The sequence below is a fragment of the Microbulbifer variabilis genome (genome assembly GCF_056232115.1).
Genome location: NZ_CP174325.1, coordinates 4232556 through 4259503 on the forward strand (window position 1 = coordinate 4232556; position 26948 = coordinate 4259503).

Here is a 26948-nt window from a genome sequence, read left to right on the forward strand (position 1 = left end):
TACGACGGGAGGGATCGCGATTAGGACAAATCGGACCAATCTGCGTTAAGCCAGGATATCAGCCAACTACTTAAATATTTGGAGGAATGGAAGCAGACTCTAGAAATATTTTTTTATTTTACATAAATTAAGGAGACAAATTCCCACAGAAAGCCGTGAAATTTTTTACATCAGCCAGAGAAAAAAATGTCTTGGCTTCAGAGCAAGCTTATTCAATTGGAAAAAGCACTTATTAAATAACTAGAAGCAAAGGAGATAAGAAGTGAAAAATAGCGGGAACCTTACAGGGCCCCCGCCAAAGTAACGCCAATTAACCCTAGAAACTATCGCCAGGCACCCTTACCCACCCCTCCATCAGGATCCGGGCACTGCGACTCATAATGGCTTTGGTGGCAACCCACTGGCCATCAACAACTTTCGCATGGGCTCCAACCCGCAATGTGCCTGAAGGATGGCCAAAGCAGACGGAACTGCGCTCACCACCACCAGCGGCAAGATTCACCAAAGTACCAGGAATAGCCGCAGCTGTGCCGATAGCTACCGCTGCCGTGCCCATCATGGCATGGTGCAGTTTGCCCATCGAGAGCGCACGCACAAGCAAATCAATATCTTGCGCCGCTACCTTTTTTCCACTGGAGGCGATGTAGCCCTGCGGCTTGGCGACAAAGGCAATCTTCGGCGTGTGCTGCCGGGCCGCGGCTTCCTCCACCGAAGAAATCAGGCCCATCTTCACTGCACCGTAGGCGCGGATGGTCTCGAACATGGCGAGCGCCTTGCCATCGCCATTAATGGCATCCTGCAACTCAGTGCCGCTATAGCCAATGTCTTCCGCATTGACGAAGATCGTGGGGATACCGGCATTGATCATGGTCGCCTTCAGCATACCAATCCCGGGCACGTCCAGATCATCGACGGGGTTACCGGTGGGAAGCATGGCACCCTCGCCGTCCGAGGGATCCATAAACTCAATTTCTACTTCGGCTGCCGGGAAAGTTACGCCATCCAGCTCGAAATCCCCGGTTTCCTGCACTTCACCATTGGTAATAGGCACATGGGCGATAATGGTTTGGCCAATATTGGCCTGCCAAATGCGCACTGTACAAATACCATTCTCTGGAATCCGCGCAGCATCCACAAAGCCGCTATTAATCGCAAAGGCTCCAACAGCCGCAGTGAGATTACCGCAGTTGCCGCTCCAATCGACCATGGGCTTATCGATGGAAACCTGGCCAAACAGGTAGTTCACATCGTGATTGGGCTTATCACAGGCAGACAGGATCACCGTTTTGCTGGTGCTCGAAGTGGCGCCACCCATACCATCGGTTTGCTTACCGTAGGGGTCCGGACTGCCGATTACCCGCAACAGTAAATTATCACGGGCCTCTCCTGGAACCTGCGCAACTTCGGGTAGATCCTGTAAACGGAAGAAAACACCCTTGCTGGTTCCCCCGCGCATATAAGTCGCGGGGATTTTTACTTGAGGAATAAACTTCATAACTCAGGCCGTCGCTTCTGCTTCGAGGAAATCTTTAGCAAAGCGCTGCAAAACACCCCCAGCCTCATAAATGGAAACCTCTTCTGCGGTATCCAGGCGGCATGTAACTGGAGCCTCAACTGTCTCACCGTTGGCGCGGTGGATCAGCAAGGTCAGCGTGGCATGGGGAGTGCGCCCACCAACCACATCGAAAGTTTCAGTACCGTCGATACCCAGGGTTTCACGGGTAGTGCCCGGCTTAAACTCCAGCGGCAACACGCCCATGCCAATCAGGTTGGTGCGGTGAATACGCTCGAAGCCTTCGGCAACAATCGCCTCCACGCCGGCCAGGCGCACACCTTTCGCAGCCCAGTCACGGGAAGAGCCCTGCCCGTAATCAGCGCCTGCAATGATAATCAGCGGCTGCTTGCGATCCATATAAGTCTCGATCGCCTCCCACATACGGGTAACCTGCCCTTCCGGCTCGACACGAGCCAGAGAGCCCTGGCGAATCTCGCCCTTATCATTGCGTACCATTTCGTTGAGCAGCTTCGGGTTGGCGAAAGTTGCACGCTGGGCAGTGAGGTGGTCACCACGGTGGGTTGCGTAGGAGTTAAAGTCCTCTTCCGGCAATCCCATCTTCGCCAGGTATTCACCGGCAGCACTGCTGGCCAGAATGGCATTGGAGGGAGACAAGTGGTCGGTAGTGATATTGTCACCCAGCAACGCCAGCGGGCGCATGCCCTTCAAGCTGCGCTCGCCTGCCAGGGCACCTTCCCAATAAGGTGGACGGCGAATATAGGTGCTCGTTGGACGCCAGTCATAGAGTGCGTGACCCTGCTCTTCTGCGGCATCCCGCTCTTCAAACATGGGAATATACACATCGCGGAACTGCTGCGGTTTCACGCTCTGACGTACGATCGCATCGATCTCTTCGTCGCTGGGCCAGATGTCTTTCAGGGTAATCGGGTTGCCATCGGCATCGTATCCCAGCGCATCTTTTTCGATGTCGAAACGGATGGTACCGGCAATAGCGTAGGCAACGACCAGCGGAGGTGAAGCCAGGAAAGCCTGCTTGGCATAGGGGTGAATACGACCGTCGAAGTTGCGGTTGCCAGACAGGACTGCAGTAGCATACAGATCGCGGTCGATCACTTCCTGCTGGATTTTCGGATCCAGGGCGCCGCTCATGCCATTACAGGTGGTACAGGCGAAAGCCACTACGCCGAAGCCCATCTGCTCCAGATCCGGTAGCAGGTCGGCCTCTTCCAGATACATTTTTACCGTTTTGGAGCCCGGTGCCAGGGAGGATTTCACCCAGGGTTTGCGGGTCAGACCGAGCTTGTTGGCATTGCGGGCAATCAGGCCTGCGGCAATCATATTGCGCGGGTTACTGGTATTGGTGCAGCTGGTAATCGCGGCAATAATCACAGCACCATCGGGCATCTCACCGGCTTTCTCTTCCCAGGCTTTAGCGATACCGCGATTGGCCAGTTCCGAGGCCGGCAGCAGCGCGTGGGGGTTGGAAGGGCCAGCAAGGTTGCGACCCACTGTGTCCAGATCGAACTCCAGCACGCGCTCGTATTCGGCATCCTTCAAGGTGTCGGACCAGAGGCCCGTTTCCTTGGCAAACTTCTCTACCAGGGCTACCTGCTCATCATCGCGGCCGGTGAGCTTGAGGTAGTCGATGGTCTGCTCATCGATAGAGAACATGGCCGCAGTAGCGCCATACTCCGGAGTCATATTGGAAATAGTGGCGCGATCGCCCAGGGTCAGGTTGGAAGCCCCTTCGCCGTAGAACTCCAGGTAGGCACCAACCACGCGCTCGCGGCGCAGGAATTCAGTGAGAGCCAATACCAAATCGGTACCGGTAATACCTGGCTGCAACTTTCCGGTGAGTTCCACCCCAACAATATTCGGCAGACGCATATAAGAGGCGCGGCCGAGCATCACACTCTCAGCTTCCAGACCGCCAACGCCCACAGAAATCACACCCAGGGCATCTACCATCGGTGTGTGGCTATCAGTGCCGACACAGGTATCCGGGAAAGCTACGCCCTCGCGCACCTGCACCACCGGAGACATTTTCTCCAGATTGATCTGGTGCATGATGCCGTTACCGGGGGGAATCACATCGACGTTTTCAAATGCGGTTTTGGTCCAGTTGATAAAGTGGAAGCGATCTTCGTTGCGGCGTTCTTCTACCGCACGGTTTTTTTCAAAAGCATCCTTCTCAAATCCGGGGTGCTCTACCGCGAGGGAGTGATCCACAATCAACTGGGTGGGAACAACTGGATTTACCTTGGCGGGATCACCGCCTTTATCGGCAATGGCATCGCGCAGACCGGCGAGGTCTACCAGTGCGGTTTGACCAAGAATATCGTGGCATACAACCCGGGCTGGAAACCATGGGAAGTCCAATTCGCGCTTGCGTTCGATAATCTGTTTCAGGGAGTCGGACAGTTTTTCCGGCTCGCAGCGACGCACCAGGTTTTCCGCCAGAATACGTGAGGTATACGGCAGTTTGGCATAGGCTCCGGGCTGGATCGCGTCAACGGCGGCGCGGGTATCGAAATAATCGAGGTCGGTACCGGGCAGTGATTTGCGGTAATCAGTATTCATAGCTAGGTAAATCAGTCGAATCTTTTTTTAAAATCGTGTCTCTTCTGAGAATGGCTTCAGGCCACCAATCACTGGTAACCTGAAACCTGCACACTGGGTGTGCTTCACTTCAATAATGAAATGAAAATTAACCACGCTCGGCGATTGGAGTGACTGTACGAGGCTCAACACCTACGTACTCTGCACTCGGGCGAATAATGCGATTGTCAGCGCGCTGTTCAAATACATGTGCAGCCCAGCCAGTAACGCGGGACATTACAAAAATCGGTGTGAACAACTTTGTGGGAATCCCCATAAAGTGATACGCGGAAGCGTGGAAGAAGTCTGCATTGCAGAATAATTTTTTCTCGCGCCACATCACTTCTTCACAACGGACTGATACTGGGTAAAGCACAGTATCACCCACATCTTCAGCCAGCTTTTCAGACCAGGCCTTGATGATCACATTGCGCGGATCGGACTCGCGATAAATAGCGTGCCCAAAGCCCATAATTTTTTCTTTACGCTCCAGCATTCCCAGCAGTTCTTTTTCTGCCTCATCCGGGCTGGAGAAACGCTCGATCATTTCCATCGCCGCTTCATTAGCACCACCGTGCAAGGGCCCGCGCAGGGTACCGATCGCTCCAGTAATACAGCTAAACAGGTCAGACAGAGTGGATGCACAAACACGTGCGGTAAAAGTAGATGCGTTGAACTCGTGCTCTGCATACAGGATCAGGGAAACGTTCATAACCTGCTCATGCAGCGCGTTAGGTTTTTCGCCACGCAGCATATGCAGGAAGTGACCGCCGATGCTGTCATCATCGGTTTCAGTTTCAATACGCACATTGTCGTGGGTGAAACGGTACCAATAGCAAATAATGGATGGGAAAGCGGCCAACAGGCGGTTGGCTTTCTCCAGTTGCTGCGCGAAAGACTCTTCAACTTCCAGGTTACCCAGCATGGAGCAACCGGTACGCATGACATCCATCGGGTGGGCATCAGCGGGGATGCGCTCAAGAACTTCTTTCAGCGCTTGCGGCAGGCCGCGCATGCTTTTCAACACCGCCTTGTACTCAGCAAGCTGACCGCTAGTAGGTAACTCTCCGTAGAAAATCAGGTAGGCCACTTCTTCAAACTGACAGTGCTCAGCCAGATCTTTGATATCGTAACCACGGTAAGTTAGGCCGGAACCGGATTTGCCCACTGTAGACAGTGCAGTTTTACCCGCAACCTGGCCGCGCAGACCGGCACCACCCAATGCTTTCTCTACCATCTTCTTATCTCCCCTTTTTAAATACGCAGTTTCTTTATTCGTTGAGTAAATACCACGCTGGTATCTACTCGAAACGAAAATCCGTTACTTCTTGAACAGCTCGTCGAGTTTCTGCTCAAACACGTGATAATTGAGGTAGTCGTACAGCTCCTCACGGGTTTGCATGGTATCCACAACCGCTTTTTGGTCGCCATTTTGCAGAATGCTGGTGTACACATTTTCCGCAGCACGATTCATAGCGCGGAACGCCGACAACGGATACAGTACGATATCTGCACCGGCGTCACCCAACTCTTTGGTGTTATACAGTTCGGTTTTACCAAACTCGGTAATATTTGCCAAAATCGGCACGTTCAATGCCTCTTTAAACGCTCTGTAGTGCTCTAATTCAGTGACTGCTTCAGCAAAGATACCGTCGGCACCGGCCTCAATGCATGCCTGGGCACGCTCAATGGCCGCATCCAGCCCTTCCTGAGCAAAGGCATCGGTGCGGGCCATAATAAAGAAGTTATCATCGGTACGGGCATCTACTGCAGCCTTGATACGATCCACCATTTCCTGCTTGGAAACGATTTCCTTATTTGGGCGATGGCCGCAACGCTTTTGTGCAACCTGATCTTCAATATGCACTGCACCTGCGCCTGCACGAATCATCTCTTTAATGGTGCGAGCGATATTGAAAGCACCGCCCCAACCAGTATCTATATCTACCAACAGCGGCAGGTCACTGGCAGCGGTAATACGGCGAACATCCTCGAGTACATTGTCGAGGCTCGTCATACCCAGGTCGGGCAGACCATAGGAGGCGTTGGCAACACCTGCACCGGAAAGGTAAATTGCCTTGTGGCCAATACGTTCGGCCATGATCGCGGAATACGCATTAATGGTACCGACTACCTGTAACGGTGAATTTTCTGCAAGTGCGGTGCGAAAACGCGCGCCGGCGGAAGGCTTTTTGCTCATACTCTACCTCAGTTTATTTTCAATATTCTGCCTGGAAGCGCGGATATGCCGGCGCATTAATAACTCTGCCAGCTCCCCATCCCCCGCTTCTATGGCTTCGATGATATGGCTGTGTTCGCGAAACGCACGCTGGGCCCTGGGACTAGCCATACCCAACTGGTAGCGATACATACGAACACGGTAGTAAAGACGATTGCATAGCGTGTCGATCAGTAAATCATTTTTGGACGCCTGCACTATGCGAAAATGAAAGTCGAAATCCCCTTCCGGTTGGAAATAGGCCTTGCCAGCCTGCAGCTCCTCCTGTTGCTCGTGGCCCGCAAGCATTCCGCGCAAAGCCACCAAGTCCTCGTCACTGCGCTGTTCAGCTGCCAGCCTACAGGCCATGCCCTCAAGGGCTTCACGCACCTCATAGAGCTCCAATAGGCCCCGCTCACTCAGCTCGACCACACGGGCGCCCACATTCACTCTGCGCTCCAACAAACCCAGGGACTCCAGGCGCATTAGAGCCTCGCGCAGGCTCCCCCGGCTTGCATTGAGACGCCGGGCAAGCTCAGGCTCACTAATTTTGCTGCCCGCAGCGATGCGCCCCTCTACAATCTCACCGCGCAGTGTCAAAAAAAGACGCTCAGCCAGACTCTGATGGGCTTCACGTATCGGGACGTTCATACCAATAGTAGCCATTTGCCCTTAACATTGTCGACAATCTTAAAATCCCGCAGACCTTAAAACACTACGACCTGAGCGTCAACTAATGTACTTAAGACAGATTGTTGACAATTTGAAGTGAAGAATGACTTTTGCGGCAGCAGTAGTCTTGCAACACCGAAGTGGGCATAATAGCGCCCGCGCCAGATACGCCATGCTCCACTACCGGGGGCGCTCTATGCTTATCTGGGGTGGGAAAAAATCCCTAGCAAGAATTTCCAAACCCCGGTACAGCGCTCATTTAAAAAGGCTGCCAGCACCCAGGTTTCAGACAGAGTTATGCCGAAGAGTATTATCAGGCGATGGCTGCCAAGCCCCGAAGAAATCCGAGCCAAGAACGGGCTCAAGTTTCTGGGGACTCTTCTCCACGATCCCAACCTATTTCATCTGAATAGGCACTCGGTTTCAGTTGCATTCGCAGTTGGCGTATTTACCAGCTTCTTGCCCTTGCCCGGACAGATGATTATTGCCGCACTGTTAGCCCTATGGCTGCGCTGCAATTTGCCGCTATCGATAATTCTGGTGTGGATTAGCAATCCTCTCACCATGCCGGCTATCTTCTACAGCACCTATAAACTGGGTGCCTGGATTCTGGGCACCCCACCAGTGGACTTTGATATCGAGCTATCCTGGGAGTGGCTCACGGAAGAAGTAGGAAAGATTTGGATGCCGCTATTTTTCGGCTCACTATTGGCGGGTATTTTCTTTGCTACCCTGGCCTATTTTTCTATGCGCGCCCTTTGGCGCTGGCACGTGGTAAAACGCTGGAAACTGCGCCTGGAACGGCGCTCCGCTGTCAGCTAGCACCCCTACGGCAAAACTGCCTGACACTCCATAAAGCCCCTGCGCCCACACCAACAGCTACTAGCGCGGGTAGAGAGTAGTCGGTAGCGATACCCAGCCCCAGTGCAGCAAGAGCCCCAAACAGGAAAGCTATGGTTGCCGCCTTTGCACGATCTCCGCTGGCAGAAAGTGCAACGACCCAAATAACCGCAAGGGCAGAAAGGGCGGCTCCCATACTCACCAACCAGAGAGGGTGCATCTCCCACACCTCCGCATAACAGACGGAACCTTCACGCAAGCCAGGTGGACAGAAGGTTTTCACCCGCCACTCATCAAACCACAAAGTACCGAACAATACTGCTACCCACGCTGTGGCCGCCAAAGGAACAGGTAATAATTTACGCATCACTCCGGCAACGCTTCTCACACTTGGGCCCTCTACTCATTGCGTAACGCCGCGGCTGGCTGCACACGGCTAGCCTGCAACGCAGGGTAGAGAGTAGCCAGGAGACTGAGCAGGAACCCTGCACCTACGACTAACGCTACATCTGCCCAGGATAATTCCGAGGGCAGGTAGTCCACCGGATAGACATCAGACTTGAGGAACTGGATACCAAAGAGTGACTCAAGGCCCGCCACCAGGTCTGTCACTGTGAGCGAACCCAAGACCCCAAGGGCACCGCCAACTAGAGCCCCGACCAGGCCGACTAATGCGCCCTGGCTAACAAAAGTGAGCAGGATCTGGCGGGTGCTGGCACCCATGGTACGCAGAATGGCGATATCCGTGTGCTTATCTATCACCACCATTACCAGTGTGGAAACCACATTGAAGGCAGCGATGGCAATTATCAGCAAGACCAGCAGCCCCACCAGATTGCGGGACATCTGGATCGCCTGGTAAAGATTGCCATGGGTTCGACTCCAGTCCGTGCCATAGAAACCCTCCCTGGGCAGCTCCTGCAGCAGTCGGCGCATAATCCAATTGGCCTCCAGCATCTCTGTAACGCGCAACTGCACCCCTGCTCCGCCCTTACTGCCTGCCAGTGCCTTGGCCTGGTCCCAAGAGACCAGAGCCAGCGTTTGGTCAAGGGCGGTTCCAGAGTGAAACACCTCCGCAACCCTAAAACCAGCCACCCTGGCAGCACGGCGACCACCAGAGGCCGCATCGTTGTTTGGCACAATCAGGGAGAGGTAATCGCCCTTTTCCACCCCTAGCTTCTCGGCGATACCACGCCCGAGCACTACGCCGGGCTCAACAGTATTAAGCATTGCCGGAAATGCCTCGGGGCTCAGAAACTCGCTGATATTCGAAACTTCAACAATGGTTTCCGGGTTAACCCCCTGGACCAGCAGTGGTGTTACCTCGGCGCCACGCCGAGCTAGTGCGTTTACCTGCCAAACCTCAGCCGCAGACAATACCTGAGCATCGGCAGCCAGCTTTTTTCGCATCGCTGCCCAATCTACCTCGGAGCTGGCGTTGTAAATGGTTGCATGGGGCATAATGCCGAGAATTCTGTCGCGCAGCTCACGATCGAAACCGTTCATCACCGACATCACCACAATCATCAGAGCGACGCCGAGGACTAGGCCGATCATCGACAAGCCGGAAATAAAGGAAACCAGTCCGGCGGAGTCATCACTTCGCCGCTGGGCGCCGGCATAACGCAGGCCAATAAATGCGGGAAGCGGCTTAAACATGGTCACCCTGATGCCAGTCGCTGAGAAGTTCGCCATCTATCAAGTGCAAACAGCGATCCAGTGCTGCAGCAAGGTCCGGGTCATGGGTAACGATTACAAAACTGATACCCATATCCTGGTTGAGTTGATCCATCAGCCTGTGAATTTCCTGGGCTGTTGCCCTATCCAGGTTGCCAGTAGGCTCGTCCATTAACACGCAGGCTGGACGGGTAACCAGCGCACGCGCGATAGCCACACGCTGGCGCTCACCACCGGAAAGCTGCGAGGGCTTATGGCCAATTCGCTCGCCTAGACCCACTGCCTCCAACATGGCTTTTGCCTCGGCACGGGCATCCGCCACACTGTGCTTTCCAATCAGCAATGGCATAGCCACATTTTCCAGGGCGGTGAATTCATTAAGAAGATGGTGAAACTGGTAGACGAAGCCAAGACTGGTATTGCGCAGCCAGCCGCGTTCATTGGCATTCAAGTCCGCCAGATTTTGGCCCGCCACCCGCACTTCGCCAGAGCTTGGCGTATCCAGGCCGCCCAACAGATTGAGCAGAGTGGATTTACCAGACCCGGAAGCACCAACAATTGCCAGCTTTTCGCCACGCTTCACTTCCAGCTCAACACCTCGCAAGACCGCGAGATCCCTACCCCCCTGTCGGTAGCTCTTGCACAGCTTATGACAGGCCAGCACGGCATCATGGGTATCCAGTGCCGGACGAGCTTGCTCGGTATCTATTTCCACTCGGCTATTCATCAATCTATTCGTCGTCTCTCAATTCGTATAAATCATGTCAACAATCATTACTAATCAATTGATTTTTGACATTTATTCGTAGCGCAAAGCTTCTGCAGGCTCGATCTGAGCCGCGCGCCAAGCTGGAAAAAGGGTCGCCAGAAGACTCATGCAAATAGCCACGGAAAGCACAACAACGGCGTCACCAACTCGGAATTCTGATGGCAGATAACTGACAAAAAATACCCGCGGGTCAAATATTTTGGCCCCCAGCAGGTTCTCAACCCAAGTAACCATCTCGGTCAGGTTGAGTGCTATCAATATCCCCAATACCGCGCCACTAAAAGCACCTATCAGGCCGATTGCACTGCCCTGCACCACGAACACCGCCATAATCTGCCGGGATGTAAGTCCCAGGGTCCTAAGCACTGCGATATCAGAGCGCTTATCTGCCACCATCAAGACTAGGGCCGATACGATATTAAAAGCAGCGACGGCAACGATAATCATCAGCATCAATGTGACTACCGTCTTCTCCATCTTCACCGCCTGGAACAGGTTGCCCTGGGAATGGCTCCAGTCTTCACCGCTAAAACCCTCTCCCAACTCGCTGGCATACAGGGGAACCCTACCTAAAGCGTTATCCATATCATCGAAGCGCAGCTGCAGCCCCTGGACCTTGCCCGGTATGCGCATTAGACGGGCCGCATCTTCAATATTCATCAGGGCAATATTTTGATCCACCTGGGCACCAACGGAAAATACGCCAGCTACTGTAAAACGTTTAGTACGGGGAAAAATACCGGCAGGGGTTACCGAAACTTGAGGCAGAGTGAGTATCACAGACTCACCGGGCATCACATTCAACTGCTGAGCCAGGATACGGCCAAGCACAATGCGATAGCTACGCGGCTTCAACTCATCCAGGCTGCCCAAAATCATGTTCTCGCCCACTTGGGAGACATTGCGCAAGGCAGCCGGTTCCACTCCCTGAAACTGCACTCCATGACTGTCACCATAGGCGCTCAACAGAGCAAAACCCTTAACGAAGGGGCTGACCGCCTCAACGTGGGGCTGCTGCTCAATCTGCTCTGCCACCCCTTGCCAGTTCTGTAGTCCCCCTTCACGCTCAATAAAACCGTGGGGAACCACACTGAGAATCCGTGTTTTAAGCTCACGATCGAAGCCATTCATTACAGAAGTCACAACGATCAGCGCAAGAACGCCCAGCGCCATGCCCACCAAAGAGAAGCCATTGATAAAGGAAATGAACTGCTGCCGACGCCGGGCAGCCACATACCTCAGGCCGATAAATAGGGGTACAGGTTTTAACATAGAGCAGATTTAAACGGAAAAGGACTAAGAAATCCAAGCATTTACACAACATCAGCGCTTTGACTGAGTTTTTAGCGTCATCCGCAGGCGTTTGAGTTCCGCTTCACTCCAATCGGGAGGCTCCGTCAGGGCTATCCAAGCGAGGGTGTATCCAGCCGGTGAATAGCGATGCCCAAAATCCCGCGGTGTTACCCCCACATTAAAGTCCGCGATCAACTGCAGCATGGTAACTACAGGAAACCACCGAAGATCCGGGGACACATCCGGTCCTCTGGGGCGCTCCAGCCAATCAGGCCTTCGGAACATCCAGCGTAAATCAAAGAAGACTATTGGATCACTGGCGTGCTGAAGGAATGCAATGCGGAACCTACCCCAGGGTTCTTGCCCCAAGTAGCCACCGTATTGATTGCCAAAGCGCACTACCTCACCACCCTTAAACTGAGGTAACCAGGCGGGCGTGCCTGGATCACGATTATCGGTAATCATTCGCCAGACGCCCATTCCAAATGGAGGCCCTGCCCAAAGCGCACCGTCGATGGGATTGTCGATAATATCGTAGAACTCAAATGAATCCTCGGAAAGCTGTGCACCCAAACTAAGTCCAAATAGATAAAGCCTTGGGCGCGTACTGGCAGGCAAAGTCTCCCAGTAATCATAAATCACCTTAAACAGCCAGCGAGCCGACATTCGGATATATTTGTCATCCGTCAGCAATGCGATCGGACCCGGCAAGTATGAGTACTGAGCCGCTATCGTGGCCACATCACCCCGATATAGGAATTCGAGGGAATTCACCGCACCCGGATCAACCCAACCATCCCCTACCGGAGTTGCAATCAGCAAAATTTCCCTTTCAAACGCTTTGAGTCGCTTCAATTCCTCGAGCGCCAAGAGAGCGCGCTGCTTAGGAGTTTCAGCAGAGTGCAGACCCACATAAACCCTAATAGGATCTATTCCCTCTCCGGCAATCTCCTTGATTTCCTCAGCGGTAGGTCCCAGCGTCAGAAATCGGCGCCCCTGGTGTCCCATGCTGTCCCAAGACAAAAACGAATTTGCCCCACCTGTCTGGTTGGGATCTTCCGGCGGAGGCAGATCGTCGGCAATAACCTCATCTAACTGTTCATAAACAACTGAAATTGTATGCAGACCCGACTGCAGAAGTACTCCGTTTAAAATGCCCCAGTAAAGCAACAGTGCCACCAGCAGCCCAGCAAGAATTGCCACCCGCTCAGGAATCCTTTTTCCCAGCCGTGCCGATACTGCAAGAACTATCTTGTGGAAGCCTTTACCTAGCTGCCTGAAGAACACAAATATAGCGAATGCCACAACCCCAATCGTAATAAGGCCGGTACTAGATACCGCAGGCATACCCATCAATGAGCGCACAGAGTTCTGCCAGTAGGTACCCTGCCAGAGAAACCCTGAAATCAGGAAAAAACCAAAAATAATTACCCAGCGCTTCAGTATTTGCCGCTGCCGATTATTTAGTGGAATATCTGGAATATCTAAGTACTTCCAAAGTCGGCGAAAAAGTACACCAAAGGAATAGCCGACGGTAAAAGAGACTCCAGAAAGGATGCCTTGGACAATAGCACTGCGCGGAATCAGTGAAGGGGTCAGGCTCAGAGCAAAAAAAATCGCGCCCAGCAGCAGGCCAGAAACTGAAAAAGCGACTACTGTTGTTCGCATCCATGCCTGCCTGCTAGACCAAGCTTAACGTCAGCCTAGCATAGAGCCCCGCAACTTAAGGCGGGTAGATCTTTAAGCCACAAACTGCTTTTAACAAGAAAAACCCACGGACTCATGGCGTCTGGGAAATCTCACCGCACCGGATAGGATCTCAGTTTTACGCGCAGACGCTTTAATTCCTCTTCACTCCAATCCGGGGGTTCGGTCAACGCCATCCAGGCCAATATATACCCGGCAGGGGAATATCGATGTCCGAACTCCAGGGGGGCTATACCCACATTCAGGTCCGCCAACAGTTGTAACATTGTTACTATAGGGAACCATTGCAGATCCGGCGATACATCAGGCCCCCTGGGGCGCTCCAGCCAATCGGGTTTACGAAACATCCAGCGCAAGTCGAAAAAGACTATGGGATCGCTGGCATGTTGCAAAAACGCAATACGGAACCGGCCCCACGGCTCCTGCCCCAAATAACCACCATACTGATTGCCAAAACGTACTACCTCCCCCCCTTTAAACTGGGGTAACCATGCCGGTGTTCCAGGATCGCGATTATCGGTGATTATGCGCCAAATGCCTGTACCGAAGGGAGGGCCTGCCCAGAGAGCGCCATCCAGGGGATCATCGATAATGTCATAGAAGTCAAATGAATCTTCAGATAACTGCGCACCCAGGCTAAGACCGAATAAGTAGAGCCGAGGGCGGGTCTCTACGGGAAGGTTCTCCCAATACTCATATATCACTTTGAACAGCGCCCTGGCGGACGTCAATCCATACTGATCATCAGTAAGCAGAGCCACCGGACTGGGCAGATAGGAATACTGGGCTGCAACCGTCGCCACATCCCCCCGATATAAAAACTCCAGTGAGTTGACCGCACCTGGATCGATCCAGCCAGCCCCCGTGGGCGTAGCAATCAGGAGTATCTCCCTGTCGAAGGCCTGAAGGCGTTTCAGTTCTTCCAGGGCCAGGTATGCTCGCTGCATCGGGGTTTCGGCTGCATTCAGCCCCACAAACACACGTATTGGTTCAATGCCTCGCCCTGCTACTTCCTTGATATCCTCTTTAGTTGGGCCGAGTGAAAGGAAGCGCCGCCCCTGGTGCCCAACACTGTCCCAAGACAAAAGGGAATGTGCTCCACCAGTCTTATTTGGGTCTTTTGGTGGTGGTAAACCCTCGGCAACTGCGGTATCGACTCTCTCAGATATCAGCGCAATCGTATGTAGCCCCGCGTTAAGAAGTACGCCATTTAAAACACTCCAATATAGTATTAGGGCCACAAATAACCCCGTGAGCAAGGCCACCCGCTCAGGGATATATTTTTCCAAACGGACCGTGACTACCCGAATAATCCTACGGAACCCTTTACCCAACAACCAAAAGATTAGAAAGACCAGGAGGGCAACCACTCCTACGGTCACAGGCCCAACTCCAGATACTGGCGCCATCCCCATCAATGCACGAATTGAGTTCTGCCAATGAGTTCCCTGCCAAAGAAAACCGATGATCAGACAGATGCAAAAAACTAAAGCTCCACGTTTCAATATACGCCGCTGCCACTGATTAACCGGGATATCAGGAATCTCCAGGTAATTCCATAACCAGTGCACAAACAGACCGAAGATATAACCAAAGGTGAAAGCCGTACCAGCCAGAATGCCCTGCATAAATGCACTGCGGGGAATCAGGGAGGGCGTAAGGGACAGCGCAAAAAATATAGCGCCAATCAGCAAGCCGAAAACCGAAAATATTCTTGTAAGTCGCATCCGAGCCTGCTCGCAGGACCAAGCGTACTAGTCAGCCTAGCACACCCTATCCATCCCTTTTCTTTGGTCAAAATGCTTTTTGACAATGAAAAACGTGAAGAAAGCCAAGTGTTTTGGCATTATTTCTGTTCTAATGAGGTGGCGTAATCGAACACCAAAATTGGAGAACAATAAATGTTCAGCAGAAATCGCAACGGGGTCGCCCATATTGCTGGTACCGTCGCACTGCTTTTTGCATTCGGCGCCCAGGCAAAGCCCATCGAGATGCCAGTGGGCACTCAGGGTGGCGAATCCTCCTTCGAGGAAGTTCGCGGAATGAAGAAAAATGACGTAACCACAAGACTGGGTGAGCCCCTGAGCATCAAGGGCCCTATCGGTGAGCCAGCTATCACACGCTGGGAATACACCGATTTTTACGTTTTTTTTGAGCAGGATACCGTTTTACATACGGTAGTTAAGCCCCGAGGCTAAGCTAAAGCTCCCATAAGCTACACCGGGCAGGATTCCCTGCCTGGCTCCCAACGAACCTCAAGCAGGCTCCCTCAAAATTAACCCAACTCAAAAACACAGTTAACTACAGACCTGAAAACCGGGAGAGGCCAGCGACTACTAGCTTCAATATCAGTCAGCTGGTTGGTTTACTTAAGAACATCGACACTGCCCAACACTGGCATCTCAACTGAAAAAACTGGCAGCCAATATCAACGGCTTTGCTCGCATTACCCTCTCCACTAGATTTCTGGCCCATGCGATTTCTCCAGGGACATCGGTTAGCAAAAAATATAAATCTCCCAGAAAGCCCCCGCAGACCACTCATGGTCAAACAACCTACTTACCACTCCTTTCCTCTTTATTTCTGCAAACATTAAATAACCAGAGAGCCCAGGAATGAAACCTATTGCAATTTTACTCCTGCTTTTAACTAGCTTTGCCAGAGCCGAGGTCACTCTGGTTCGAGTTATTAAGTCGGAAAACAAGATGTTACTTATGGATGGACTGGGGGTAGTAAATACCTACCGGGTCGCCTTTGGTGCATCCCCTAAGGGGCACAAGTCAGAGGAGGGAGATGAGAAAACGCCTGAAGGGCGTTACATACTGAATCATAAAAAAGAGGACTCTTCCTACTACCGCACTATGCATATCTCCTACCCCAACGCTCAAGACAAGGCCCAGGCTCTGCAACGAGGCGTTTCTCCAAGAGGCTTTATCATGGTGCATGGCCAGCGTAATAGTCTGGGCTGGCTTGCGGCACTCGCCCAACGGATTAATTGGACGGATGGCTGTATCGCTCTCAGCAACGATGAAAAGGATGAGTTTATGGCCCTGGTACCAACCGGAACACCCATAGAGATTTCCTGGTAACCCCCTGCCCTCTGGGCACCCAAATGGTCAAGGGACTGGATTTCCCCTCGGCAACAGGTCAATATGCCCGCCGTAACTTCAGCTTGGTGGATTGTACAACTTTTAGGCAAGTTGGCGATATTCCACCTTTTAGGACCAGCGAGAAACCGATAGAAAATGACAGTAAAAGTCGAATCCGTAGATAGCCTATTGAAGTCCAGCGGCCGCGAAGGAGAACAAGTTCGCGTGCAGGGCTGGATCAGAACCCGCCGCGACTCCAAGGCCGGCCTATCCTTCCTGGCCGTGCATGATGGCAGCTGCTTTGACCCGATCCAGGTAGTCGCTGAGAATCACCTGCACAATTATCAGTCAGAAGTGCAGCGCCTGACTACCGGCTGTGCAGTGGATATCCTCGGTACCATCAAACCTTCTGAGGGTAAGGGACAATCCATCGAGCTGCTGGCCACAGAAGTTCGAGTTGTAGGCTGGGTTGAAGACCCGGATACCTACCCTATGTCGCCAAAGCGCCACACCATGGAGCACCTGCGGGAGCACGCCCACCTGCGCCCACGCACCAACGTTAGCGGTGCCGTAGCCCGCGTACGTAACTGTATCGCCCAGGCTATTCATCGTTTCTATCACGAGAACGGCTTCCTCTACGTGCATACTCCAATCCTCACCGCTTCTGACTGTGAAGGCGCCGGGGAAATGTTCCGGGTCAGTACCCTGGATATGGAAAACCTACCGCGCACTGATAAGGGCGCTGTGGATTACAGCAAGGATTTCTTCGGCGAGGAGAGCTTCCTCACCGTATCCGGCCAGTTAAACGTGGAAAGCTACTGTCTGGCCATGTCCAAGGTATACACCTTTGGCCCTACTTTCCGCGCAGAAAACTCCAACACCACTCGCCACCTGGCGGAGTTCTGGATGGTTGAGCCAGAAGTCGCCTTTGCGGATCTGGCAGATGTAGCCGATCTCTCCGAGCAAATGCTGAAGTACGTTTTCAAAGCGGTACTGGAAGAGCGTGCCGATGACATGGCCTTTTTCGCCCAGCGTATCGACAAAGAGGCTATCAGCCGCCTGGAGAACATCGTTGATAATGACTTTGCCCGCATCAACTACTCCGAAGCAATCGAAATCCTGGAGAAGTGCAAGGAGAAGTTTGAATTCCCTGTATCCTGGGGTATCGACCTGGCTTCCGAACACGAACGCTACCTGGCCGAGAAACACTTCAAGAAGCCGGTTATCGTGATGAACTACCCGAAGGATATCAAAGCCTTCTACATGCGCATGAATGACGACGGTAAGACCGTTGCCGCCATGGACGTACTGGCACCGGGAATCGGCGAGATTATCGGCGGTGCCCAACGGGAAGAGCGCCTGGAGAAACTCGATGAACGCATGGATGAAATGGAAGTTCCCAAGGAGCACCTGGACTGGTACCGCGATCTGCGCCGCTACGGCACTGTGCCCCACGCCGGCTTTGGCCTGGGCTTTGACCGCATCGTATCCTATGTTACCGGGATGGGTAATATCCGCGATGTGATCCCCTTCCCGCGCACGCCAAAGAACATCTCGTTCTGATGCAATAAAGCCCCGCACGCGGGGCTTTTTCTTTTCCTGCTTTTATTTAAACGGGATACCTCAGGCAATTTGCCCCGTAGCCGTTGCGATAATGTCATCGCTGGCCTTCTCGCTGATCATATAGACCGGCACTACGATAAAGAATCCGGGGATCCGAGGGAACACAGAAGCATCCACAACCCTCAGATTATTGGTACCGTGAACTCGGAACTTGCTATCAACCACCGCCATGGGATCACTGGCAGGCCCCATTTTGTTTGAGCAGGAGGCGTGATGCCCCCAGGATTGGTTTTTAACGAAGTCACCAATCTGTTGATCTGATTGGATGTCAGCCCCAGGTAATAATTCTCTTGATACCTTCTTGCCAACAACGGGACCAGACATTATATCTCTGGAGATCTTCACCCCCTCGATAACAGCCGCAAGATCATCACCCGAAGCATCATTACCCTCACCGAAATAGTGGAAATTGATATCCGGTGTATCTCGTGGATCAGCAGAGCGCAACGTCACCCGCCCAGCCGTATTGTTTGTATGCCCTTTCAACACAATCCAGGAGAAACGGTCCTTGTAATTCCTTAGCGCCTCTGAGTAACCGGGGAAATAACCATGGAAATCTGAAGGTACTCCAAAGATAAACAGATCTGGATCTTCCAAATCAGGTTTTGAACGTTTCACCAGGGATAGCACTGGGCCATTGCCACTATAGGGGCCCTTATTCAACCAGCCATAGCGATATCGGTTCAAGCAGGGATCACCCTCCTCCCCCCAAGTGCAGTCTTTCAGCAGAGCCAGGTCTTCTGTCATCTCACTGACCACACCCACCTCATAACGATCCTGAAGGTTCTCACCTACCCCGGGTAAATCAACAACCGGCTCAATCCCGTAATCTCGCAGCTCACTCGCAGGACCAACACCGGAGAGCTTCAGTAACTGAGGGCTGTTGAAGGCCCCTCCCGACAGTATTACCTCGCGAGTGGCACGCACTTGCCGCAAAGTACCAGCGGAGCCACTTTCATTGTAATAAGGGTCTGCTTTATACAAGCTTGCCCCATCAAGAAACTCTACACCCACCGCAGTTTTGCCTTCAAACAGCACCCGTGTAGCCAGGGCATTAGTGCGTATGTGCAATAAGTTGGGATAAATCGCCTGTGTATCCAGCAAATGCTCACGTACACCGCTGCGCCGACTCTTACTATCAGCCGCCATGGGTGCAATAAACGGCCCCTCTAAACCGCTGGCCACATCCCAATGATTGATATCAAGGTTCAAGCTGCCCGTAACTATCTGGTCGATAGCTCCTTCCAAGCCATATTTGGCCAAGGCCGCCTTAAAAATTTTCAGTATTGCGGGGTCTTCCAGTAACAAAGCCGGATTACCCCGATTGGTAGGTAACCAACCATCAAACCCATGCCGTGAAGGGTTAGAGAAAACCGGACGGGACACATACTCGCAGCGCTCTATACGCTGGAAATATCGCCGCATATTCCAGCTTTCCCAAGAGCTGTCCCCGGTACTCTCTGCAATACGATCAAAGTCATTATTGTGGGGATAGACGGTGATCAGCGCATGGTGGGTAGTACATCCACCTATAGTGGCTGCTCTGGGATACAGAATACCTTTGCCAGGTATATATTTACTATCCAGTTTTTGCTGGCTTAGATCTGCATAGTGCTTAACGAAAAAATCCCAGCTGAGCTTACGGTCCTCTGATGCGAAGGGATGCCAGGCAGGGATATTATGTGTGTTATCACTAGGATCATTGGCACCCGCTTCCAGCACCAGAACCCTGAAGCCGGCTCTCGCTAAGTTTGCAGCCAGTGGGCCACCCCCCGCACCGGACCCCACTATCACATAGTCATATTCATCATAGAACTGATTTGACGTATCAGACAGTGCCGAGCTAACACCTGTAGCTACAGCTCCTGTTGCCAAACCGACTTGTAAAGCTCGCTTGGCGAAAGTTCTCCGACTAACGCTTTCTATTTCATTTTTTTTATCCGGTGTTTTTTTACTATCCATACTGATTGTTCACCCTAATAGTTTGAGGATCGCATTGCGCGCTATGAGAGGATGTAAACAGCACAACCTTAAACAGCCACTGGAATTTACAACTAAAACGCCTCAAACTTAATGCTCCCGGCTTCTTTAGCAACAAGAAACTTCTCGCTTTTCAACAGACATCTCAAAAAAACAGCAGAAAAAATAATTCACTCTCCCCATTTTTCAATTACATAAACCAGCCAATCACAATGAACCGCCGGCCCGCCAGCTCCAACCATCCTGAAAACGATCGGTTATAAAACCACAACAGGAAAAAATGAAGGAGTGATTTGTGCACTCAATAAGCCTACCTAGGTTCTTATTAAGTACTTACTCCAGCCACGCCCTCACCACGAGCACTCACTGCTTATTAAAAAATATTTATATAGATAATTTTTGATTAACCCTCAACAAAAAGTGCCAGCCAGTTACAAAAAGCGACGAATTGATACAAGGTGTGAAATTTACACCCGCCCTTCCTCAAATTATCTAAAATATTACTGTTAAACAGTTGTACTTGTTGCACCAAAGAACTTGGCACAGTTATGATTCACCAAAAGAAGTTAAATAAAAACAAAAAAATATCTTCCATTTTGAAGCCAGGTAGAAACCGGGAATTGACCCTTAAACATTAGATTACCAACAACATAAAAGCCTATTGACCGAGCTATTTTTCAGGGAGATCAAAATGCCCCTCAGCGAAATTTATATAGCCTCAGATTCCCTACCTAAATATGGTCTCCACAAAAGCGAGAAAACTTCTGAGCTCTTGACAGCCATCCTTGACACAACCTTGCTGAACGACAGGAAAATCATTATTGCAAATGGCAAAGGAGTGAGGATTTTTAACCAAGAAAGGATCAATCAGTTAATCCAAGATGGCTGGATTTGCCGATTTCCCGCCGGGACAACTCTTCCAGAAGGCCTAAAAATTGTCGAGCAATCTCCGGGAGAGTTTTATATTTCTCCAGAAAGAAATATGGCCGAGAGGCAGTTTATCGCACTATTAAAAGAAATGTCTCTCAGAGCAATAACGATATTTAAGAGAGCTGATAGAGCCGTACAAATATGAATTTGCACACGCTAAGAGCACCCACATCTAGCCAAAGCAGAGCATAGATATTGATTACAGCAAAAAATAAAACCCTCACAAGGGTGCTCCGATAGAATAGCTCCCTATTTCAATTCTGGGGAATTACTCTTAGCTCCGAGCAATGATCATTAGGCAGACCTTATAGAGATCAATATGTAAGCGACCAATATAACTCAAAGCTAACTTCAATAAATCGCTAAAGAGAAAATCTATTAAAAAACCACCTTAAATTTCACCCCCCATATGCAAGAAAGGAGAGCAAGCAATGCCTAACCTTGTACGGAGCCGCACCGTTGCGACCAGCTGTAATGACCTGCTGGCTGATCTGAGCGTCGCGCTTGATGTAACCCCAGCCAATATGCGCTGTGTCGGTGTAATGATACAAGCGGGAAAAACACTAACTTCACTTAGCAATATAAAAAAGACCATGGGTGGCGGACACGTTTCTCCATTTGTAGTGAATGCGAATGGACTTCAAAGCTGGGACGAAGTCTGTGACAGCAGTTGGCAAACTTGGGCGCAAAATTCAGCTTCCGGTGAAACTCATGGCACAGTGAATGATGTGATGTTCTACCCAAGCTCAGCAAATGACATAACTGTCTATGTCCACCCGGCAAGTGACACCGAAGTAGCCACCGTAGTAACCAGAGCCCAACAACTCTTGAATGCCACCAATCTCGTGTACAATCATAACCCTACCCTAACATCCAGCTTCCCAACCAAAGGGGACTGTGTAACAAAGAGCGCATGGGTAATGGGATCCTTCTCCTATTCTAAGCCCATGCAAGGAGCTGTGACGCCCTGGGGTCAAGCGGTTATCTATGAAGCCTACACATCGCCAGTCAACTTTATGAGCAAATGGGTAAAGATTAAAAACAAGGGCTGCAAACTTGGTGTGATGAACTAGTCTTCTCCCGTAAGAAAAATTTCACATCAGGCAACCTAGCTTTCGTAACCCGGCAATGAAATAGATGAACTCTTATTCTCTACTTGCCGGGTTCATAGCACCTCACCTCATAACCAAGTTATTCAATGCTATAGTTAAATCGATTGACAGCACGGACTTAAAAATCCAACTGAGAGACATAAAATGATCTATCTATTTATGCATGCCGAGGTAGAAGATTTTAGTAGATGGCAGGAAATACTTACAGATTTTAAACCGATACTGAATCAAATGGGGGCCACCAATACCTCGATATATCAGGAGATAGGTAACCTCAATAATATTACTGTGATTCATGAGTTCCCCTCAAAAGAAAAAGCCGAAGCTTTCGTCAATAGCAGTGAACTCCACAAGGCAAGAAAAAAGGCCGGGGTCATTGGTGCGCCTAGAGTTTGGTTTACTGAAAAACTGTAGTTACATTACCTTCAAGCACGATAAACCACCACTCAAGGAACAATCAACTAGATCAAGAAACAGACAAGTAACTCAACGCATATCAGAGCAAATCATAACTTCATTGACTCACTTCAGGTTATACTTTTTAACTGCTAAGGCAGGTTCCATTGGTCCTGATAAATCCACCTGAGGCCTTTTGCCAAACCAATGGGAAAGGTCGAGTAATGATCAGCTCCACTTACTATCTCATCGTTGATAGATATGCCTGTATACTTTCGCGATCGTAAAATCTCGACAAACCTCTTATGACCATCCACCATGTCATTACTCATTCGGCCATCTTCTTTGGTTTCCAGAGCTCCGGTAGCCAAGTAAACATTGGCATTTAACGATTTATACTTCTTTGAATACTCTTCCTCAATATCAAAAATCATTTCATTCTTATACCAAAGTGACGGACTCGTCAGGACATAGCTGGAAAACAATTCCGGCTTGCTCAACAGCACCCAGACGCCAAATGATCCGCCTAAAGATTGACCAGCCAAAATTCTCTTCGCAGGATTTGCACGATAATTTACCTCAACAAACGGTATCACTTCTTCTTCGATAAATCTCAGGTACTCCGGAGCACCTCCAGTCCTATAGCGCTTCCAGCTCTCATCAAGTACAGGAGTAAGGTCACGCACTCGACTAAACTGCCCATTCTCTCCATGGGCAAAAGAGATACCAACCAAAATAGCCTTATTCATACTTTTTAGGTGTGTAACACCTGCAGCAACTTTAAAGGCATAAGGCCCATCATTAAGATATAGAACCGGATACTTTAATTTCTCCGCAGCCTTATCATTATATCCTGCGGGGGTTTTGATATATAAATCATATTTTCGCCCCAGAATCTTTGAATAAACTGTAAAAATTTCAGAGCCTTTTATATTAAATTCCCCAGAAGTCTCAACAACATGTTCTTCTGCCACGGCAAAATCAAAAGATAATAATATTGCGAACAAAAAAGTGAACCTACGCAACCCCCTCCCCCTCTATATATCCTAAATAGTCAAAAACTATATTCCTGAAAGATTGTATTCTGCCCACAATATTGAATCCCTATTAGCACTGAAATTTCATAGATAAGAAATCTATAAGGACATTGGGGATGAAATCACATTAAACTCATGGAGCTGGATATTACAAAGAGCTACAACCCGTTATCACTTTACAGCTCTGTGGACATCCAAATCTTTATCTACCGCTTTAACATATTCAAAAAAACGATCCAAAGCCCTCCCCGATATATTATTAGAAGCTGGGAGATCTAATCTGAGAGGATCAACTGGCCTACCATTTTTATGTATTTCGTAATGTAAATGCCGCCCTTGAACCCTACCTGTAGCGCCCAGATAGCCTATAACCTGCCCCTGCTCTACTCTCACACCTGCCTTTATACCCTTGGCATAACCTCTTAGGTGTGCATAAATGGTTTGGACTCCCGATTGATGACCAATTCGAATATAGTTACCAAAACTACCGAAATATGAAGCCCTCTCAATAATACCATCACCTGCAGCCAGTATAGGAGTGCCTAGAGGCGCTCCAAAATCTAGTCCTTTATGCATCCTGGTAAAACCCAGTACCGGATGCTTACGTCTACCAAAATATGAGGATAACTGAGCATTCTCTAGAGGGGTTTTCATTAGGAAACTTCTTGAACTTTTCCCATCAGGGTGGAAATAATCAACCACTCCTGAATCGCCATCCTGATAGCGATAAAGAGATATCACGTCATTCGACAATGACACTTCTGCAAAATGTATCGATTGAAAAACTTCGTCACCCTTTAACTCATCCCGACGAGTACTATAAAAAACAGAGAAGCTATCTCCAGATCTAATCTCGCGCTGAAAGTCTACTTCATAGCTCAATATTTCATTCAATTTAACCAGTACCGCATTATTTAGACCAAAGTTTAGTCCTGTATTATATAAACTACCGCTGATCTCTCCCTCGACATAGTAATTTTGTAAGGTCGTTGGATTTTGTTGTTTTACAGAAATCAATTCTTGGCCATCTTTCTTTATTTCCAAACTCTCAGCAAATGCTAAATTTACACTAAGGCTTTGAAACCGTGACTCTTCATCGAAGGCCAATAGAAACTTCTTCCCAACCGCTACTGCATTGATATCGAGGTACTCTGATAAGAGCTTTACAATCATTAAAGATTCTTCTTTCTCTATTGAGTTTTCAGCCAGTAACGAAAGCACTCCTTGATTTTTTGAAAGAGATACCTCTTTTACTCTGACAACCATGCTCTCTAAGGCAGAAGAACCCTCTTGATTTACACCTACTATTGGCCCGTTTCCTAGCCTCAAAGGCATTTGACTGGGCTTTGAAGAGAAAAAAATTGCCAAGATATCATTATTGATCTTAAAAAAACCTTCATGATGAGATAAACCCTTTGCGTCCATCACCGTTAACGGGGATATCACCACCAACAAAATAGAGATACACTTAAGAATCGTTTTACTACAGGAGCTAAAAAACCCACCGGATGTGACATTACTCATTAGAACCCCGGCCATAAATCAACCAAACCACAACTTCAGTAAGTATTCAGGATTTACTCTCTCACCTTGTTTTATCAGCTCAAAGTGAAGATGAGGGCCTGTTACTTTTCCAGTATTACCAACTGTTCCAATCTTCTGCCCCATTTTTATACTTTGTCCTACCTTTACTTCCCTAGTATCTAAATGTGAGTAAAGTGTTTGGATGTTTTGCCCATGATCAATGATAATAATCTTTCCATAATTTTTGTGCCTATAGTGATCAGTTGAAACGATAACAACTCCTCCAGCAGGAGCTACTATCTCTGTACCGAGCGGCGCGGCAAAATCAGTGCCTCGATGTGAATTATTTCTAACTTTATTTAAATCGCCAAATAGGCTACTGATACGAGCATTTTGAATTGGCACTATCCAATTCTCTACTTCAGGATTAACTATCGACAGGCTTGGTTTTGCCATAGCCCCCACAACTGTAAAAAACACTGTAAAGAATATAAGTGATACCCTTAAAACTCCCATTTTAAACTTGTTAGATGAAGCACTCTCTTGAGCAGCATCTCTAATATTTAACATTCTCTTTTTAATCAAGGATAACTGGCTGGTCTTATCAAACATTGAGAAAGCCACAACACCATTGCGATTATCTGGCCCCGAACACTCCTGTAGTGTGCGAAGCATTGCTTGAGCGTATACTTTGCCTAAACCCATACCAGCGGTCCTCAAAACCTCTCGATCGCAACTTAGCTCAATAGCCCACGACAATTGTTCTTTAAACCACTTCAAAAATGGAATAAACCATAAAAAACAGCCCAATATATGAGCAGCCATAATCAACATCGGGTCATGTCTTCTTATATGTGTTAGCTCATGCTCCATTACTAGCTGCTTTTGTCCTACATCCATCGATAATAAGTAACTAGGCAAAACGAGATTCAACTTGAAAAGACCGAAAACAAATGGAGAGCACTTAGCCTCTGTAACAATCACTCGTACATTGTTCTTAGACAAGTATTCATATTGCGCGCTAGTTAATAGGCTACCAATGACTTTTTTCTTAATCACTGTTTTAGCCGTTATCTCTAAGCCTCTAAGCAGCCGATAATGCCTTCGAAACATCAATGATAGGCTCAGTAATGTTCCACTAATATAAAAAATCAACCAGCCGCTGGCCAAAATATCGATATCACTTAACTTTCGCGCTCCATCCTCCAATAAAGGGCTTGCCCCCAGACGATGGCCAAGATTTACATCGAGTGGAGCGACTTCATAACTGACTTCCGGCACCAACCCTGTTGGTGAGATATCCAACAATTGCGAAAGGAAGAATGGCAAGCTAATCACGCATAAAGTACATATCCAGAAGCTACGCCAGTAGTAAACAATCTTAATCTTGGTGCTAACCAGAGAGGATATTCCCCTTACAACGATATATATGAGGCATGCCCAAAGAAAAGAAAATATAGATACAACCAGAAGATTGAAGGCAAAGGGTGACAAAGAGGATATTAATTCCAACATATTACTTCACGCCTCTTGCCTTCAATCTGCATCTGGCCAGCTATTCAACATTTCTTGCAGTTCTTCCAGTTCCTTTTCATCCACTAGCTTACTGTTAGCAAACATGGCTATAGGAAGAGGGCCATCCAGCTCAAGAACCCGCGTTGCAAAGTCAGTAGCATAGTGAGCTAGTGTTTCAACCTTATCGAGAGCCGCCTTATAGACCTGAATACCATGCACCTCAGACTGAATCACAAGTGATTTATCACGCATTCTGTCCAGCGTTTTTCGGGTGGATGAATAGGACCATTGGAGTTCAGATTTCACCTTTTCATGTATTTCTCTTGCACTAAGGGGACTTTGCTTCCAGAGCGCTTTCAGCAGAGCCAACTCAGTGGGGGAAGGTTTAATTTCTTTCATTTATTTTATTCTCGCGACACTTGGTGTATTTCCGCTACACAGAAGGCAAGTAT

At 49.6% G+C, this 26948-nt stretch carries 23 protein-coding genes; 7 read left to right on the forward strand and 16 right to left on the reverse strand.

Annotated features, from left to right (window positions below; translation table 11 throughout):
* Positions 1-316: 316 nt before the first annotated feature.
* The 5 genes from prpF to ACJJI7_RS18865 all read right to left on the reverse strand — a co-directional run bounded on the left by prpF (position 317) and on the right by ACJJI7_RS18865 (position 6983).
* Positions 317-1495, reverse strand: a complete 1179-nt coding sequence (prpF, locus tag ACJJI7_RS18845; RefSeq protein ID WP_282953361.1) for a 2-methylaconitate cis-trans isomerase PrpF — start codon at positions 1493-1495, stop codon at positions 317-319.
* Positions 1496-1498: 3 nt separating this feature from the next.
* Complete coding sequence (acnD, locus tag ACJJI7_RS18850; protein WP_282953360.1) at positions 1499-4096, reverse strand: Fe/S-dependent 2-methylisocitrate dehydratase AcnD; 2598 nt, start codon at positions 4094-4096, stop codon at positions 1499-1501.
* Between the two features lie 127 nt (positions 4097-4223).
* Positions 4224-5351, reverse strand: a complete 1128-nt coding sequence (prpC, locus tag ACJJI7_RS18855) for a bifunctional 2-methylcitrate synthase/citrate synthase (protein ID WP_282953359.1) — start codon at positions 5349-5351, stop codon at positions 4224-4226.
* Between the two features lie 84 nt (positions 5352-5435).
* Positions 5436-6314, reverse strand: coding sequence for a methylisocitrate lyase (prpB, locus tag ACJJI7_RS18860; protein ID WP_282953358.1), 879 nt, complete (start codon positions 6312-6314; stop codon positions 5436-5438).
* A gap of 3 nt (positions 6315-6317) precedes the next feature.
* The gene (locus ACJJI7_RS18865; protein ID WP_444901518.1) at positions 6318-6983 is read right to left on the reverse strand and encodes a GntR family transcriptional regulator; all 666 of its coding nucleotides are present in this window, start codon (positions 6981-6983) and stop codon (positions 6318-6320) included.
* Between the two features lie 318 nt (positions 6984-7301).
* Here ACJJI7_RS18865 and ACJJI7_RS18870 point away from each other — a divergent pair, with 318 nt between their 5' ends.
* Positions 7302-7826, forward strand: coding sequence for a DUF2062 domain-containing protein (locus tag ACJJI7_RS18870; RefSeq protein ID WP_020412976.1), 525 nt, complete (start codon positions 7302-7304; stop codon positions 7824-7826).
* Here ACJJI7_RS18870 and ACJJI7_RS18875 read toward each other — a convergent pair.
* The 6 genes from ACJJI7_RS18875 to ACJJI7_RS18900 form a co-directional block, all read right to left on the reverse strand.
* Positions 7819-8232, reverse strand: coding sequence for a hypothetical protein (locus tag ACJJI7_RS18875; protein WP_282953355.1), 414 nt, complete (start codon positions 8230-8232; stop codon positions 7819-7821). The two genes, ACJJI7_RS18870 and ACJJI7_RS18875, sit on opposite strands and share 8 nt — an antisense overlap.
* Before the next feature lie 11 nt (positions 8233-8243).
* Positions 8244-9503, reverse strand: coding sequence for a lipoprotein-releasing ABC transporter permease subunit (locus ACJJI7_RS18880; RefSeq protein ID WP_020412978.1), 1260 nt, complete (start codon positions 9501-9503; stop codon positions 8244-8246).
* Positions 9496-10248, reverse strand: a complete 753-nt coding sequence (gene lolD, locus ACJJI7_RS18885) for a lipoprotein-releasing ABC transporter ATP-binding protein LolD (protein WP_282953354.1) — start codon at positions 10246-10248, stop codon at positions 9496-9498. Before lolD ends, ACJJI7_RS18880 begins: the two co-directional genes overlap by 8 nt.
* Positions 10249-10320: 72 nt before the next feature.
* A complete protein-coding gene (locus ACJJI7_RS18890; protein WP_020412980.1) occupies positions 10321-11562 on the reverse strand; it encodes a lipoprotein-releasing ABC transporter permease subunit in 1242 nt (413 codons plus the stop codon).
* Positions 11563-11613: 51 nt separating this feature from the next.
* Positions 11614-13251, reverse strand: coding sequence for an alpha/beta hydrolase (locus tag ACJJI7_RS18895; RefSeq protein ID WP_020412981.1), 1638 nt, complete (start codon positions 13249-13251; stop codon positions 11614-11616).
* Positions 13252-13382: 131 nt separating this feature from the next.
* The gene (locus ACJJI7_RS18900) at positions 13383-15017 is read right to left on the reverse strand and encodes an alpha/beta hydrolase (protein WP_444901517.1); all 1635 of its coding nucleotides are present in this window, start codon (positions 15015-15017) and stop codon (positions 13383-13385) included.
* Between the two features lie 174 nt (positions 15018-15191).
* On the opposite strand from ACJJI7_RS18900, the gene ACJJI7_RS18905 reads away from it, so the two are divergent.
* The 3 genes from ACJJI7_RS18905 (at position 15192) to asnS (ending at position 17942) form a co-directional block, all read left to right on the forward strand.
* The gene (locus tag ACJJI7_RS18905) at positions 15192-15488 is read left to right on the forward strand and encodes a hypothetical protein (RefSeq protein WP_020412983.1); all 297 of its coding nucleotides are present in this window, start codon (positions 15192-15194) and stop codon (positions 15486-15488) included.
* Positions 15489-15905: 417 nt separating this feature from the next.
* A complete protein-coding gene (locus ACJJI7_RS18910) occupies positions 15906-16379 on the forward strand; it encodes a L,D-transpeptidase family protein (RefSeq protein ID WP_020412984.1) in 474 nt (157 codons plus the stop codon).
* A 156-nt stretch (positions 16380-16535) separates the two neighbouring features.
* A complete protein-coding gene (gene asnS, locus ACJJI7_RS18915; RefSeq protein WP_020412985.1) occupies positions 16536-17942 on the forward strand; it encodes an asparagine--tRNA ligase in 1407 nt (468 codons plus the stop codon).
* Between the two features lie 60 nt (positions 17943-18002).
* On the opposite strand, the gene ACJJI7_RS18920 is transcribed toward asnS, so the two are convergent.
* Positions 18003-19964: a GMC family oxidoreductase gene (locus ACJJI7_RS18920; RefSeq protein WP_444901516.1), complete on the reverse strand. Its 1962-nt coding sequence runs from the start codon at positions 19962-19964 to the stop codon at positions 18003-18005.
* Positions 19965-20673: 709 nt separating this feature from the next.
* Between ACJJI7_RS18920 and ACJJI7_RS18925 the strand changes: the two genes are divergently transcribed.
* The 3 genes from ACJJI7_RS18925 to ACJJI7_RS18935 all read left to right on the forward strand — a co-directional run bounded on the left by ACJJI7_RS18925 (position 20674) and on the right by ACJJI7_RS18935 (position 22438).
* Positions 20674-21057: a hypothetical protein gene (locus ACJJI7_RS18925; protein ID WP_444901515.1), complete on the forward strand. Its 384-nt coding sequence runs from the start codon at positions 20674-20676 to the stop codon at positions 21055-21057.
* 286 nt (positions 21058-21343) lie between these two features.
* The gene (locus ACJJI7_RS18930) at positions 21344-21985 is read left to right on the forward strand and encodes a hypothetical protein (RefSeq protein ID WP_444901514.1); all 642 of its coding nucleotides are present in this window, start codon (positions 21344-21346) and stop codon (positions 21983-21985) included.
* A gap of 183 nt (positions 21986-22168) precedes the next feature.
* Positions 22169-22438 (forward strand): DUF1330 domain-containing protein, encoded by a 270-nt coding sequence (locus ACJJI7_RS18935; protein ID WP_282953348.1) that lies wholly within the window; start codon positions 22169-22171, stop codon positions 22436-22438.
* Between the two features lie 134 nt (positions 22439-22572).
* Here ACJJI7_RS18935 and ACJJI7_RS18940 read toward each other — a convergent pair whose 3' ends face one another.
* The 4 genes from ACJJI7_RS18940 to ACJJI7_RS18955 form a co-directional block, all read right to left on the reverse strand.
* Positions 22573-23427 carry an alpha/beta hydrolase gene (locus ACJJI7_RS18940; protein WP_444901513.1) on the reverse strand — a complete coding sequence of 285 codons (855 nt, stop codon included), beginning with the start codon at positions 23425-23427 and terminating at the stop codon, positions 22573-22575.
* Positions 23428-23628: 201 nt separating this feature from the next.
* Positions 23629-24981 carry a M23 family metallopeptidase gene (locus tag ACJJI7_RS18945; protein ID WP_444901512.1) on the reverse strand — a complete coding sequence of 451 codons (1353 nt, stop codon included), beginning with the start codon at positions 24979-24981 and terminating at the stop codon, positions 23629-23631.
* 18 nt (positions 24982-24999) lie between these two features.
* Positions 25000-26496 (reverse strand): peptidoglycan DD-metalloendopeptidase family protein, encoded by a 1497-nt coding sequence (locus ACJJI7_RS18950; protein WP_444901511.1) that lies wholly within the window; start codon positions 26494-26496, stop codon positions 25000-25002.
* Positions 26497-26517: 21 nt separating this feature from the next.
* Entirely contained in the window at positions 26518-26895 is a 378-nt protein-coding gene (locus ACJJI7_RS18955) for a BlaI/MecI/CopY family transcriptional regulator (RefSeq protein WP_020412993.1), read from the reverse strand.
* Between the last annotated feature and the right edge of the window lie 53 nt (positions 26896-26948).